This window comes from Shewanella sp. BJSY2023SW001 (assembly GCF_047314685.1).
In the GTDB taxonomy this organism is placed as follows: domain Bacteria; phylum Pseudomonadota; class Gammaproteobacteria; order Enterobacterales; family Shewanellaceae; genus Shewanella; species Shewanella indica.
This window is the reverse complement of record NZ_JBKORF010000043.1, coordinates 1-13,991: the sequence shown is the minus strand read 5'-3', so window position 1 is coordinate 13,991 and position 13,991 is coordinate 1. Positions and strand designations below refer to the sequence as shown.

Annotated in this window: 12 protein-coding genes and 6 tRNA genes; 9 read left to right on the top strand and 9 right to left on the bottom strand. The window is 54.6% G+C overall.

Translation table 11 applies throughout. From position 1 onward, the window contains the following. Positions 1 to 3 precede the first annotated feature (3 nt). The 9 genes from ACMHXH_RS10410 to ACMHXH_RS10370 all read right to left on the bottom strand — a co-directional run bounded on the left by ACMHXH_RS10410 (position 4) and on the right by ACMHXH_RS10370 (position 9,056). Entirely contained in the window at positions 4 to 675 is a 672-nt protein-coding gene (locus ACMHXH_RS10410) for a TenA family transcriptional regulator (RefSeq protein ID WP_039035891.1), read from the bottom strand. Next, positions 675 to 2,291 (bottom strand): AMP-binding protein, encoded by a 1,617-nt coding sequence (locus ACMHXH_RS10405; RefSeq protein ID WP_335912725.1) that lies wholly within the window; start codon positions 2,289 to 2,291, stop codon positions 675 to 677. The genes ACMHXH_RS10410 and ACMHXH_RS10405 overlap by 1 nt, the downstream gene beginning before the upstream one ends. Beyond that, complete coding sequence (locus tag ACMHXH_RS10400; RefSeq protein WP_052248272.1) at positions 2,288 to 3,007, bottom strand: thermostable hemolysin; 720 nt, start codon at positions 3,005 to 3,007, stop codon at positions 2,288 to 2,290. Before ACMHXH_RS10400 ends, ACMHXH_RS10405 begins: the two co-directional genes overlap by 4 nt. A 112-nt stretch (positions 3,008 to 3,119) precedes the next feature. Continuing rightward, a complete protein-coding gene (gene lnt / locus ACMHXH_RS10395; protein WP_335912728.1) occupies positions 3,120 to 4,673 on the bottom strand; it encodes an apolipoprotein N-acyltransferase in 1,554 nt (517 codons plus the stop codon). Further along, positions 4,670 to 5,551: a CNNM family magnesium/cobalt transport protein CorC gene (gene corC, locus ACMHXH_RS10390; protein WP_025011682.1), complete on the bottom strand. Its 882-nt coding sequence runs from the start codon at positions 5,549 to 5,551 to the stop codon at positions 4,670 to 4,672. The genes lnt and corC overlap by 4 nt, the downstream gene beginning before the upstream one ends. A 32-nt stretch (positions 5,552 to 5,583) precedes the next feature. After that, positions 5,584 to 6,045 (bottom strand): rRNA maturation RNase YbeY, encoded by a 462-nt coding sequence (gene ybeY, locus ACMHXH_RS10385; RefSeq protein WP_039035893.1) that lies wholly within the window; start codon positions 6,043 to 6,045, stop codon positions 5,584 to 5,586. Then, positions 6,035 to 7,081, bottom strand: coding sequence for a PhoH family protein (locus ACMHXH_RS10380; RefSeq protein ID WP_039035894.1), 1,047 nt, complete (start codon positions 7,079 to 7,081; stop codon positions 6,035 to 6,037). Before ACMHXH_RS10380 ends, ybeY begins: the two co-directional genes overlap by 11 nt. A gap of 129 nt (positions 7,082 to 7,210) precedes the next feature. Then, positions 7,211 to 8,635 carry a tRNA (N6-isopentenyl adenosine(37)-C2)-methylthiotransferase MiaB gene (gene miaB, locus ACMHXH_RS10375; RefSeq protein WP_039035895.1) on the bottom strand — a complete coding sequence of 475 codons (1,425 nt, stop codon included), beginning with the start codon at positions 8,633 to 8,635 and terminating at the stop codon, positions 7,211 to 7,213. 97 nt (positions 8,636 to 8,732) lie between these two features. Then, positions 8,733 to 9,056, bottom strand: coding sequence for a hypothetical protein (locus ACMHXH_RS10370; protein WP_052248273.1), 324 nt, complete (start codon positions 9,054 to 9,056; stop codon positions 8,733 to 8,735). 152 nt (positions 9,057 to 9,208) lie between these two features. Here ACMHXH_RS10370 and ACMHXH_RS10365 point away from each other — a divergent pair, with 152 nt between their 5' ends. The 9 genes from ACMHXH_RS10365 (at position 9,209) to ACMHXH_RS10325 (ending at position 13,252) form a co-directional block, all read left to right on the top strand. Further along, entirely contained in the window at positions 9,209 to 10,477 is a 1,269-nt protein-coding gene (locus tag ACMHXH_RS10365) for an FAD-dependent oxidoreductase (RefSeq protein WP_082014368.1), read from the top strand. A 192-nt stretch (positions 10,478 to 10,669) separates the two neighbouring features. Further along, entirely contained in the window at positions 10,670 to 11,257 is a 588-nt protein-coding gene (pth, locus tag ACMHXH_RS10360; RefSeq protein WP_025011686.1) for an aminoacyl-tRNA hydrolase, read from the top strand. Positions 11,258 to 11,342: 85 nt separating this feature from the next. Continuing rightward, positions 11,343 to 12,434, top strand: coding sequence for a redox-regulated ATPase YchF (ychF, locus tag ACMHXH_RS10355; protein ID WP_144362192.1), 1,092 nt, complete (start codon positions 11,343 to 11,345; stop codon positions 12,432 to 12,434). Between the two features lie 175 nt (positions 12,435 to 12,609). Further along, positions 12,610 to 12,686 (top strand) — tRNA-Met (locus tag ACMHXH_RS10350). A 31-nt stretch (positions 12,687 to 12,717) separates the two neighbouring features. After that, a tRNA-Leu gene (locus ACMHXH_RS10345) sits at positions 12,718 to 12,802 on the top strand. 35 nt (positions 12,803 to 12,837) lie between these two features. Next, a tRNA-Gln gene (locus ACMHXH_RS10340) sits at positions 12,838 to 12,912 on the top strand. 20 nt (positions 12,913 to 12,932) lie between these two features. After that, positions 12,933 to 13,007: transfer RNA gene (locus ACMHXH_RS10335), tRNA-Gln, on the top strand. Positions 13,008 to 13,033: 26 nt separating this feature from the next. Further along, positions 13,034 to 13,110 (top strand) — tRNA-Met (locus ACMHXH_RS10330). 67 nt (positions 13,111 to 13,177) lie between these two features. Then, positions 13,178 to 13,252, top strand: a tRNA-Gln gene (locus ACMHXH_RS10325). Positions 13,253 to 13,991: the final 739 nt, after the last annotated feature.

Here is a 13,991-nt window from a genome sequence, read left to right as displayed (position 1 = left end):
TTTTCAGGAGGCCAGCGCCAAGGCCTGGGCCGGCGCCAGCTCGCGGAAGATGTTGCCGTAGAGGCGGTAGAAGTTGTTGGCGGCGTGAATGATCAAGGCTTGTTCTTCGGGATCCTCAATCCGGTTCATCAGCCCTTCAAAAAACTGGATATGTTGCTTGTCCAGCTCGCCGTGAGACTTGAGATAACTGAAGGCCGAATCCGGCAGCCCCAGGCGCGATTGCACTTTCTCGGCCGCCAGCAGCGCCAGATTGATGCTGGTGCCTTCCAGTACATTGACCATGCCGAAAAAGCCCAGCGGACTTACTCGATTCACCATGTCGTAGGCGTAAGCCACCATGAGTTCGGTGGCAAACAGCGGCGTGCTGCGTCTGGCCTTTTCCTTGTCAAAACCGCAGGCGGCTATGTCATTGAGGATCCACTCCTGGTGGCCTTGCTCCTCTTCGATATACTCGGCTACCGCCACCCTGAGCCATTCCTTGCTTTCCGGCAGTCTGGCGCCTGTGGCCATGAGCAGCGGCGAAGTGTGCTTCACATGGTGATAGGCCTGGTGCAGGAAGGCGACATAGTCCTCCAGGCTTATCTCTCCTTGCAGGCATTTGCCTATGATGGGACTGGCCTGCAGATACTCGCGTCCGCTCTGGGTTGCTTGTTGTAATTGGTCGTAGAAATTCATTATAAGGTTCCCTCAAGATATGGGGTTTCAGATAGATAGAGCTGTTCTATTTGAGCGGCCAGGGCGCTCAGCAGTGAGGCGCGCTTGACCCTGCCATTGGCGGTGGTGTGAGGCTTGAGCTCGGTTTCATTCAGTCTTATCCAGCGTTTGATCCTGGCGTAGTCGGGCAGTGTGGCATTGACCGCATCCAGCCAGGTCTGGAGCTGCTCATCACTGACTTGGTGCGGAGCGCACAGTAGCGCGCTGAGCCAGGGTCTGGCGTCGCCAAGGACCATGCACTGACTCAGCAGCGGTTTGGCCATCAGCGCCGACTCCACCCACTCAGGGCTGATATTGCGGCCAAAGGAGCTGATAAGCAGATGCTTGCGGCGCCCGTTAATGGCGAGTACACCTTTATCGAGCAGGCCAAGGTCGCCGGTGGCGACTTCCCCCTGGCCCCAAGTCTCGGGTTGGCCGAGATACCCCAGGTGACTGGCGCCGCTGACATGGATTTCGCCGCCGCGAATGGTGACTTTGCAGTGAGGCAACACAGTGCCGGCAAAGCCGGGAGTGTCTTTATCCGGGGTGTTGAGCGCCACGACGGAGCCGCATTCCGACAGGCCGTAACCTTCATAAACCGGCAATCCAAGCTCCCTGGCCCGCATTAGCAACTCGGGAGCGACCTTGCCGCCACCAACGGCGACAAAGCGCAGTGAGTTTGGCGCTTGCCAACCTTGCTCGCAGGCCCCGACCAGCAGTGTCAGCAACTGAGGAATGAGGATCATGCTGCTCGGCTGCGCTTGGCTTATGGTCTGCAGCAGCGCCCGGCTGTCGAGTCTTGAGCTGCCGTGCATGCCGCGGGCTTTATCAGAGGGCAGCAGCACAGTGCCGCCGCACAGCAAGGGGCTGTAGATACCGGCGATGTTTTCCAGCAAGGTGCTCAAGGGCAACAGACAAAGATGCCTGGGGCTGGGCAGGGCCGTGACTTTTGCAAGCGATTCGGCCACCCGCCATTGATGCTCGCTGCTGAGACACACCCCCTTGGGGTTACCGGTAGAGCCTGAGGTAAAGGTAATTTTGGCTGTGCCCTGTGGGACTTGCGGAAAAGCCGTCCTACTCTCGGCGCAAACACTCTGTTGGCCCGGATGTCCGTCGCAGAGCTGTCCCTCAGATAGCCGCTCGTCATATAACTGCCAGCCGTATAGATTGCAGCCCAGTTCACTGAGACCTTGGTACGGCGCAAAGCCCTTTGGCAAACAAGGCTGAATTTGTGGGCTTTCGCTCAGCACCAGCTCAACCGAGGTTTGTTCAAGGCAGTTTGCCAACTGCTCTTGGGAGAAAAACAGCGGCAAGGGCAGGCAAAGAACTCCCGCCTGCTGGCAGGCGAGATCCAGTATCGCCCACTGCACACTGTTGCCGGCATGCAGTGCCAGGCTACGGATATTGAGGCGTTTGAGGAAATCACTGTAGCGGCGGATTTCTGTTTTCAGTTCAAGGTAGCTGAGTTGCCGCTCAGCATCGCTAAGGGCAATGGCCTGATCTTCGCCGTTGAGTTTGCCCAGGACATCCCAATCAAGGTTGGTTCCGGTGCCTGACTCAGAGATATTGGCTTGATTTAATTGAGGTGATGGAGTCATAGGCTTGATTCCCGGGTTCTGGCATAAGCCAATTCGGCCGCCATGGAGTTGATATCCGATTCGTGCCTTTGTGCCAGTCGTCTCAAGCGGGGGCTGGTTTCTATCACTTCTTGGGCGAGGCGCAGATCGCCAATCATGACTTTGGGGTTGTTGCGGTAGTAATTGCCCCAGATGGCGCTGTCACCTTCCAGTCGCTCAGGATCGGCGCTGCACAGCAGCATGGGCGAAAAGCCCAGCAGTTTCATTAGCGCTTCCACCTGCTCTGTGACGGTAAAGACCATATACTCAAAACCGGCTCTGGCCAGAGTGGCGGCAAGCAGTACCAGCAGCAGGGGCCCTGAACTCTTATTGGTGAGTGCCAGATTGCCCACTTCCACCAAGGAAGCCCTATCCACCGGGCGTTTGGCCAGCAGTGCCACCTGTTGCTCTATGGGGGCTTCTAGGTATTGCTCCAGAAACAAGGGATAGTAACATCCGGCCCTGAGGCCGAAGGCGCCCTGAGGCTGACCTTTAATGGTCAGTTGCAGTAAGAAAGGTAAAAACTCCTTGAGCCTGGCGCCATGCACCTGAAAGTATTTGGCGGCGATATAGTCTTCGACCTCAGTGCGGCCCTCTGCCTGTTCATGGAACAGGCGACACTCGGGAAGCGAATGAGGCGGGTTGGCAGAATGTGGGACGTCCTTTTCCAGGGCAGACAGGGGAAACTGCTTGACCATAGAGATACTCCGGATCTGTTAACCAGTATCCAAAGCCTAGAAAAGCAGTCTTAAGAAATACTTATGTGTCCATTAATATTTTATCAATTAGATAAAAATCAATGAGTTGGTTTTAGTTTTTATTGTTCTTTCGTCGCTTGGGGCAATACAACAGCCCCAAAAGCAGCAGCAAGCCACTCAGCCCCAGTACCGGCCATTGACCGACCCGGCTGAACAGAGTCTGGCCTTCGACCAGCGGCACTTCAGCGGTGAGTACACCTTCTACAAACTGCGGTAGTTTGGCACTGATATTGCCAAATTCATCCACCACGGCGGTGACGCCATTGTTGGTGGCCCGCAGCAGAGGTCGGCCCAACTCGGCCGAGCGCATCTGGGCTATCTCCATGTGTTGCAACGGGCCATTGGATTCACCAAACCAGGCATCGTTGGAGACGGTCAGCAACACCTGGGTATCCTCGGCGACGTTGGCCCTGAGCTGCTCGGGGAAAGCGATTTCATAGCAGATTGCCGGTGCCAGAGTATGACCCAACGCCGTCAGATTATTTTGCTGATAACTGCCTCTGGCAAATGAGGACATGGGCAGGTTGAAGAAGGGGGCCAGGGGCCGCAGCAGCGACTCCATGGGCACAAACTCGCCTATTGGCAGCAGGTGATGCTTACGGAACTGATTGTCGCCAGCCGCGCTATAGTTGGCGTTTTGTTGCTGTTTCTGATGATGATTTCCCAGCACGATCAGCGAGTTGTAGAAGTCGCCATTTTGCTGGCTGATGATACCTGTGATGATGGCGGCATCCCGCAGATTGGCGACCTTGTTGGCGTTGTCGAGAAACTCGGCCACCATGCTTTCGGGGGCCGGTATCGCTGCCTCGGGCCAGATCACCAAGTCTCTGTCCAGATGCGGGCGGGAGAGATCCATATACTTGAGCATAGTCGGCCAGAGCGCGTCCGGCTCCCACTTCATGCTCTGAGGAATATTGCCCTGCACCAACGCCACACTGAGGGTCTCGCCGGTGCGCTCAACTGTTGAAAATCGCGGCGCCTGCCATACGAGCAGGGCCAGTAGCACCGAGCTCACCACCAGGCTGAGCCAGCGGCGTTTGAGTAGCAGCACCAGGCTTGCAGCCAACAGCGCTACCACAAAACTGAGTCCCAGGGTGCCTATCATTGAGGCCAGTGGCTTCAAGGGGCCCGAGGTTTGGCTATAACCACCCCAGAGCCAGGGAAAACCGGTGAGCACCCAGCCCCGCAGCCATTCGCACAGGGTCCAGAGCGCCGGAAACAGCCCCAGCAGTTGCCAGTTATGACGCTTGGGCGCCAGCCTTGCCAGCAGGGCACCGGCCAGCGCCGGATACAAGGCCAGATAGAGGGCCAACAGGGCCATCAGGCCCATGGAAGCAATTAGCGGCAAGCCACCGAATCTATCCATGCTGACATGCACCCAGCTGATCCCGAAGGCGAAGGCGCCAAAGCCAAAGCTGAGCCAATAGCCAAAACTGGCCTTGGGGGAAAGCTTGTCACTGTGCCAAAGGCCAAAGGCCAGCGCCAGCGGGTAGATGGGCCAGAGATCGTAGGGGGCAAAGGAAAGTGCCGTACTGGCACCGGCCAAAAAGGCCAGTACCAGACGCAGCTTGGGATGGCGTTTAAGCGCCGCTAATGTGGACTTCACTGGTCGTTACTGTCTTCAGTATCGTTGGGATCGGGTAGTTTCACCCTGAGTTGCAATAAACGACGGGTATCGGCACTGATCACTTTGAATTCAATGCCGTCGATGACGATCTTCTCGTTGCGCTCCGGCAGGTGACCGAAGGCGTGGGACACCAATCCGCCGACTGTGTCGAACTCTTCATCACTGAAATGGGTGTTGAAGGTTTCGTTGAAATCTTCAATCTCGGTCAGTGCCTTGACCATGTAAACCCGGTTACCGGCTTTACGGATTTCAGACTCGTCGCTGTTGTCGTGATCGAACTCATCTTCGATATCGCCGACAATCTCTTCGAGAATATCTTCAATGGTGACCAGGCCGGAAACACCACCATATTCATCAACCACAATCGCCATATGGTAGCGTTGGGAACGGAACTCTTTGAGTAGCACATCCACTCTCTTGCTCTCGGGCACCACAACGGCCGGGCGGATCACTTTTTCCAGTGAGAAGGGTTCTTCACTGTTGTTGAAGCCGTACTTCAGCAGATCTTTGGCCAGCAGTATGCCTTCGATATGGTCTTTGTCTTCATTGACCACAGGAAAGCGGGAATGAGCAGAGTTGATGACAGTGTTGAGCAGTTCCTCAACAGAGTCATTGAATTGGATGGCGACAATTTGCGCTCTGGGGATCATTATGTCCCTTACACGCAAATCAGATACCTCTAAAACACCTTTTATCATCTCGCGGGTATCTTCTGTGATGAGCTCACGCTGCTCGGCATCGTGGATCACCTCAACCAGATCTTCGCGATTTTGAGGTTCGCCCTGGAATAACTGGCTTACACGGTCAAACCAGCCTTTCTTATGGGCGCTGGTACTCGGGGGGATATCGTCACTCATAGTGTTCTTCATGACAGGGCGAACCCTGGCAATTATTGCTCCTTGTATGGGTCAGTAAAACCTAAGCTTTCAATGAGTTGGGTCTCTAGCGACTCCATTTCTTCGGCTTCGGCATCTTCGATGTGATCATAACCTAGCAGATGCAGGCAACCGTGCACAACCATATGTGCCCAGTGCGCCTGTAGCGGTTTATGCTGTTCACCGGCTTCATTTTCAACGACTGAAACGCAAATGACAAGATCCCCGAGTAATGGCAGGGTTATTCCCGGTGGCGCTTCAAACGGAAATGACAATACATTGGTGGGCTTGTCTTTGCCGCGATAGTCCCGGTTCAACTGCTGGCTCTCTTCGCTGTCCACCAGACGTATGGTCAGTTCGGCCTGCTCCATACTATTGCCTATGGCAGTACGGGCCCAGAGCTCGAAATCGCTCTGGGATGGCAGGTTTTGCGCTTCTGTAGCCAGTTGCAGGTCCAGTTGCAGATCAAGACTCATGGGCGCCGGCCTCTGTCAGTTGATATTGGCTGTCGCGTTGGGCCTTGGCCGCCTGCTGGCGCTGATCGTGCGTTTCATAGGCTTCCACTATGCGGGCGACTACCGGGTGGCGTACCACGTCCTGGGCCTGGAAGAAGTTGAAGCTGATCTCTTCTACTTCGCTCAGTACTTCAATGGCGTGGCGCAGGCCGGACTTGGCGTTGCGCGGCAGATCTATCTGGGTAATGTCACCTGTGATCACCGCCTTGGAGTTGAAGCCGATACGGGTGAGGAACATCTTCATCTGTTCCACCGTGGTATTTTGGCTCTCATCGAGGATGATAAAGGCGTCGTTGAGGGTGCGGCCACGCATATAGGCCAGCGGTGCGACCTCGATAACATTGCGCTCTATCAGTCGCTCGACCTTCTCAAACCCGAGCATCTCAAACAGGGCGTCATACAGAGGCCTGAGGTAAGGGTCTACCTTCTGGCTCAGATCGCCGGGCAGGAAGCCCAGTTTCTCACCGGCTTCTACCGCAGGGCGGGTTAGCAGAATGCGGCGGATCTCCTGACGTTCCAGCGCATCCACGGCGGCGGCAACAGCCAGATAGGTCTTGCCGGTACCGGCGGGGCCTATGCCGAAGGTGATGTCATGGCGCACTATGTTGGCCACATATTGGGTCTGGTTGGGATTGCGCGGCTTAATCACCCCTTTGCGGGTCTTGATATAGTGCTCTTTGGGTTCTGCACCGCTGTCGTCGGCTTCCAGGGCAATGGCTTCCTGAATGGCGATATGCACCTGCTCGGGCTCAAGATCCGGAGTCGAGCCTTTTACCGGCGCGGTTTCGACATAGAGCTGTTTCAGCAGGTTGTTGGCGGTGAGGCAGTTACGCGGCTGGCCGACAATCTGAAAATGGTTGTTGCGGTAGCTTATCTCGACGCCCACCCGGCGCTCGAGCTGTTTGATATTGTCATCGAACGGACCACACAGAGACGCCAGACGGCGGCTGTCGGCCGGTTCGAGATACAGATTCATGGTGGTTAATTTGTGAGACAAACAAAAACTCCTGTTGATGTCATCTTTGATCAGTTTACGAGCGTGAAGGCATAAATGCTAACGGAAAATCGAGCCTAAAATAAAACGGCCCGGGTCCGAAGAGCCGGGCCGCCGTGGAAGTCTCGGCGCTTACGGGGTGAACTGAGTCACGCCCAGGGTGTCTTCCTGATTATGCTTGGCCAGAATATCACTGGGGCGCAGGCTCTTGCGCAAGTCCATCTCATCTTCTCCGCGAACAAACTTGCCGCGCAGCGAGTTGGTGTAGACATCGACGATTTCCACGTCCACGAAGCTGCCTATATGCTTGGGCTGGCCTTCGAAGTTGACCACCCGGTTGTTTTCGGTGCGGCCGCGCAGTTCCATGGGATTTTTGACCGATGGGCCTTCCACCAGAATACGCTGCACTGTGCCCAGCATCTGGCGGCTGTAGCGCTGCGCCTGTTGGGTGATTCTGTCTTGCAGAATTGCCAGGCGCTGCTTTTTCTCTTCCATATCCACATCATCCGGCAAGTCGGCCGCCGGGGTGCCGGGACGGGCACTGTAGATAAAGCTGAAGCTGTGGTCAAAGCCCACTTCTTCAATCAGCTTCATGGTGTCGGCAAAGTCTTCTTTGGTTTCGCCGGGGAAGCCGATGATAAAGTCGGAACTTATCTGAATATCCGGCCGCGCCTTGCGCAGACGGCGAATGATTGACTTGTACTCGATTGCCATATGGCCGCGCTTCATCTGGGTCAGAATGCGGTCTGAACCTGATTGCACCGGCAGGTGCAGGAAGCTTACCAGCTCAGGAGTGTCTTCATAGACGTCGATAATGTCCTGGGTGAACTCTATCGGATGGCTGGTGGTAAAGCGGATGCGGTCGATACCGTCGATGGCGGCCACATAACGCAGCAGCTCGGCAAAGCTGCAAATTTCGTCATCATGGGTCAGGCCGCGATAGGCGTTAACGTTTTGTCCCAGCAGGTTGACTTCACGCACCCCTTGCTCGGCCAGTTGAGCGATTTCCAGGATGATGTCATCCAGTGGCCGACTGACTTCTTCACCGCGGGTATAGGGCACCACGCAGAAAGAGCAGTACTTGCTGCAGCCTTCCATGATGGAGACAAAGGCGGTGGGGCCTTCAGCGCGGGGCTCGGGCAGACGGTCGAACTTCTCGATTTCAGGGAAGCTGACGTCAATCACCGCCTGGTCGCCGCTGCGAACCTGGTTGATCATCTCTGGCAGACGGTGCAGGGTTTGGGGGCCGAAGATAATATCCACGCACTGGGCGCGTTCTTTTATCGCCTTGCCTTCTTGCGAAGCCACACAACCACCCACGCCAATGATCAGCTCAGGATTCTTGTCTTTGAGTGTTTTCCAGCGGCCCAGCTGATGGAATACCTTTTCCTGCGCTTTTTCACGAATAGAACAGGTATTGAGCAGCAGAATATCTGCCTCATCAGCCTCTTCGGTCAGGGTGTAGCCCTGAAATTCGTTTAACAGATCGGCCATCTTGGATGAGTCGTACTCATTCATCTGACAGCCCCAGGTTTTAATATGGAGTTTTTTACTCATCAGTTTTGCGTCGCTCTTCGGAACCACTTAAAAAATAGCGCGCCATTTTACCCGCTGTTCAGTCCGCTGACCAGCTTTTGAACGCCAGGACTGAGAATTACTCTGGTGGCTGCAGTACCCCTTCAAAAAGTATGGGTAAACGATTATCGGCCAGCTGAATGTCCTGCTGTTGATAAAACTGCTCAGCCATCTGTTGGGTACCGGCGCGAGCCTGAAGATAGATATCCTCCAGTACCTCTATATGAAAGCCGGCCATGGTTTCCGTGATTTGTTGATATAGGGCATAATTCAGCGACGAGCGATAGGTTACAGTTATCACTTCCATCTGGTCTGCCGTGGTGGCGGCCAGAATATGACCAGAGCTAAAGGCGGCCGGGACGATAAGGGCTGCGGCTATCAGGCTGTTGGTAAGTTTGCACATGGTATCCTCACTTGTTGATGTCGATAACCGCCAATGCGGTGTTGGCTATGACAGATACTGCTTGGACACACTGAGGCTAGCCTATGGTTGCCAAGACTCGTGTGTCGGCTTGTAAGCAGGTGTTTCAGGAGGGCCGGCAGCAACATTTGCTCATGATTGAAGCCAAAACAGTTACCATTGAACACAACTCTGTGGCCAAGGCGGCAGAGAAGAGAGACAGCAGGAAAGGCATAGTGACAGAACAACATGAGACCAAGGATATCGTCATCATAGGTGGCGGTATGGTAGGTGCGGCAACGGCGCTGGGGTTAGCCAAACTCGGGCTGGAAGTGGCGCTGGTGGAGGCCTTTGAACCCGAGGCCTTTGATGCCTCGCAACCTCTGGATGTCAGGGTCTCGGCCATCAGCGCCGCATCGGAGGCACTACTCGAGCGTTTGGGGGCATTCGATACTCTGCTCGGTATGCGCCATGTGGCCTATCGTGGCCTGGAAACCTGGGAGATGGAAGGCTGCATAACCCGTTTTCATGCCAGTCAGATTAAGGCCGAGCGTCTGGGCCACATAGTGGAAAACCGTTTGGTGCAGCTGGCCCTGTGGCAGGAATTCGACAACTACCCCAATCTGACACTCTGCTGTCCGGCGCGGGTCGGGCGCATGGTGCGCTCCTGTGCCGGCATCGAGGTTAGCCTGGACGATGGTCGAGTGTTCGATGCCCGCTTGCTGGTGGGGGCCGATGGTGCCAACTCCAGAGTGCGCCAATGGGCCGGAATTGGTATCAGCGGTTGGGATTATTCCCAGTCCTGTATGTTGATCAATATCGCCACCGAGTGCGAAGAGCAGGATGTGACCTGGCAACAGTTTACTCCGCAAGGGCCGCGTTCCTTGCTGCCATTGCCGGGCAAAAATGCGTCCCTGGTTTGGTATGACGATGCCAAACAAATTCGCAGTTTGATGCAGCTAAGCGACAGCCAACTGAAGCAGGCGATCATCAATCACTTCCCCGATAGGCTCGATCCCCACTTCGAAGTGTTGGCCAAGGGCAGTTTTCCGCTGACCCGGCGCCATGCGCAGCAATACTATCGCGATAACCTGGTGATCCTGGGGGACGCGGCTCACACCATTAACCCGCTGGCGGGGCAGGGGGTTAACCTGGGCTTCAAAGACGTCGAAGCCTTGATAGCGACAATCACCCAGGCGCTGGAAAAGGGCGAAGACTGGTCAAAGGCCACAGTGCTTGAGGGGTTCCAAAAGCAGCGCTGGTTTGACAATCAGTTGATGATGACAGGCATGGATCTCTTCTATGCCGGTTTCAGTAACGATCTGTTGCCACTTAAACTGCTGCGTAACGCCGGCCTCAAGCTGGCGGATATCAATACTCCGGTTAAGCAGCAAGTGCTCAAGTATGCGCTGGGGCTGAGATAACCCCGGTCGATTTGTTGATTGTCGCAAGAGAGTGCTAAAATGCCGCGTTTTTATAAGAATGCGGCATTTTTCATTGGCTTTTATGCCGGGTTTTGGCCTGTAACGGTCAAGCTTCAAGAGCGGTGAATATTTGCCTGGCCACCTCTGGCCTTCGCAGAACTTCTCGTTGAATAAACAGACTGATAGAGACTGATGACAGAGATTAAACTTATCGTCGGGCTGGCCAATCCCGGCGCCGAGTATGCCCAGACCCGCCATAATGCCGGTGCCTGGTATGTGCAGGAGCTGGCCAGAGGTTGCGGTGCCCAGCTCAGTGCCGACAGCAAGTATTTTGGCCTGACTGCCAGAGTTACACTCAAGGGCCGCGATGTGCGCCTGCTGATCCCTTCCACTTATATGAACCTGAGTGGTAAGTCGGTGGCGGCATTGGCGAACTTCTTCCGTATTCAACCGGAGGAGATTTTGGTGGCCCACGATGAGCTGGACATGCCGCCGGGTGTGGCCAAGTTCAAGCTTGGCGGTGGTCATGGCGGCCATAACGGCCTCAAGGATATTATTGCCAAGCTGGGCAATAACAAGAATTTTTATCGTCTGCGGATTGGCATAGGTCATCCCGGAGACAAGAATAAAGTCAGTGGCTATGTGCTTGGCAAGGCGCCGAGTACTGAGCAGTCGCTGATCGATGCCGCGGTAGATGAAGCGGTGCGCGCCACAGATATCCTCTTTGCCGAGGATATGACCAAGGCGATGCACAGGCTGCACTCCTTTAAAGCGGTCTAAGATTATCCAGGCGTCAGACGCCTGTTTCATTATCCTGTCCGGGGCCGAGTGCGCCGGGCTCAAATTAGAGAGAAAGGTAAACATCATGGGTTTTAAATGCGGCATCGTTGGTCTGCCAAACGTCGGTAAGTCAACTCTGTTCAATGCGTTAACCAAGGCTGGCATCGAAGCGGCAAACTTTCCCTTCTGTACCATAGAACCCAACACTGGTGTGGTGCCAGTGCCGGATGCTCGTCTGGACGCCCTGGCTGAAATCGTTAAGCCTGAGCGGGTTCTGCCGACCACTATGGAGTTTGTGGACATTGCCGGTCTGGTTGCCGGGGCATCCAAGGGCGAAGGTCTGGGTAACAAGTTCCTGGCCAACATCCGTGAAACCGATGCTATCGGCCATGTAGTGCGTTGCTTCGAGAATGACAATATTGTTCACGTGGCCAACAAGGTTGACCCAGCCGGTGATATTGAAGTGATCAATACCGAACTGGCACTGGCGGATCTCGACAGTGTTGAGCGCGCCATACTGCGTCAGCAAAAACGTGCCAAGGGTGGCGATAAAGACGCCAAATTTGAAGTCGAAGTGTTGGAAAAACTCAAGCCGGTACTGGACGAAGGCCATATGCTGCGCACTCTGGATTTGAGCCCGGAAGAACTGGACGCCGTGGCTTACCTGAACCTGCTGACGCTCAAGCCAACCATGTATATTGCCAACGTTTCTGAAGATGGCTTCATTAATAATCCGCATCTGGATACAGTGCGCGCCATTGCCGAAAAAGAAAATGCCGTTGTGGTGCCTGTGTGCGCCGCTATCGAGTCAGATCTGGCGGAAATGGATGAGGAAGAGCGCAGTGAGTTCCTCGAAGAACTGGGCCTGGAAGAGCCAGGGCTTGATCGGGTGATCCGCGCCGGTTACGAATTGCTGACACTGCAAACCTACTTTACTGCCGGGGTGAAAGAAGTACGTGCCTGGACTGTGAGCGTAGGTTCTACCGCACCGCAGGCGGCCGGTAAAATTCACACCGACTTTGAGCGTGGCTTTATTCGGGCTCAGGTTATGGCCTATGATGACTTTATTCAGTACAAGGGCGAAGCCGGTTGTAAGGAAGCAGGTAAGTTGCGGGTGGAAGGGAAAACCTATATCGTCAAAGACGGCGATGTGATGCACTTCCTGTTTAACGTATAAAGTGACTCTAAATGGGCGATAGAACACGGATTTGCATATCTGTTGCCCAGTTTGATGGGTTTATAGGCAAACGGCGGGGGCGGCGGGATTTAGCCTAAAAAAGCTGTTGACCTGAATAACCTGAATAAGCATAATACGCCCCGTTCCTCGGCACGGGGAACAGCAAAGTTATCGTGGCTATGTAGCTCAGCTGGTTAGAGCACAGCACTCATAATGCTGGGGTCGCAGGTTCAAGTCCCGCCATAGCTACCATCCTTCTTGGGATGTCAAAACAAGAGACACTGCGGGAGTGGTGAAATTGGTAGACACGCCAGATTTAGGTTCTGGTGCCGCAAGGTGTGAGAGTTCAAGTCTCTCCTCCCGTACCATATCTGTCTCTTATTGAAATAGCTTTGATTATTGGTGGGGTATCGCCAAGCGGTAAGGCACCGGGTTTTGATCCCGGCATTCCCAGGTTCGAATCCTGGTACCCCAGCCATCTTTACCAAGTTTATATATTGGGGTATCGCCAAGCGGTAAGGCACCGGGTTTTGATCCCGGCATTCCCAGGTTCGAATCCTGGTACCCCAGCCATAAACGCTAAAGAGAAAAAATACAGTGGCTATGTAGCTCAGCTGGTTAGAGCACAGCACTCATAATGCTGGGGTCGCAGGTTCAAGTCCCGCCATAGCTACCATGTTTCTTTAGCAGCAAACTTGGTCTTCACGAGTCTTAAGATTCGTATCGGTTAATACCGACCCTGATGGGGTATCGCCAAGCGGTAAGGCACCGGGTTTTGATCCCGGCATTCCCAGGTTCGAATCCTGGTACCCCAGCCATATTCAACGAAAGAGCCCGTCATAGACGGGCTTTTTTGTATCTGTTTTTCATCGTTTGAACTTTTCAGCTATTGGCATATCGGCGGGATAGAGTCCCAATGCCGTGAAAGGCCATGCCCTCAGCCACGTTATTTGCGCCAATGGCCCTCGGCGGCTCCGAAGGGGGAATTGGTGCATTCTGTGGGAATGGAGTAGCTTGAAACATTAGAAGTGTCCGCAGACATACACCTCATTTCCAGGCACAGGCGGAACTGTGACCGTCGAAAACAGGGCCGAATTTTGTTCCCGACAAATTCGGCATTTCCTACGTCCTTGTAGGTCAGATGTTTTCGTCGAGGCTACATGGACGTATTCACAACAACATCCCTGTTTAACGGCCAGCTCGTCATCCATGACTCGCGCTCGAAAGCATGTTGCTATGCAACTCTCGCCGTGTCACAGGATCGCCTGTGCGAAAGGCGCACCGCAGGTGATTGGCCACAACTTAGCTAGCCGCTAGGATCAAGTTCATTGGTGAGTTTTGGCTTAAAGCCATGATATCCGCTGTGGCAGCGGGTTAAAGTCGTGGAGCAAATGCATCCATGCACAAGGGCCAGTTCGCCACCCCTGGCTCTCGCTCGTAGCCAGTCGCTACGCGACACTCGCCGCCCCACACCCGACCAAGAAGGGATCAACAGCAATCCCCTCTTGGATCTCCCTTGCCGCCCCACACGGTGTCGAAAGCCCCTCGGCCTAATGG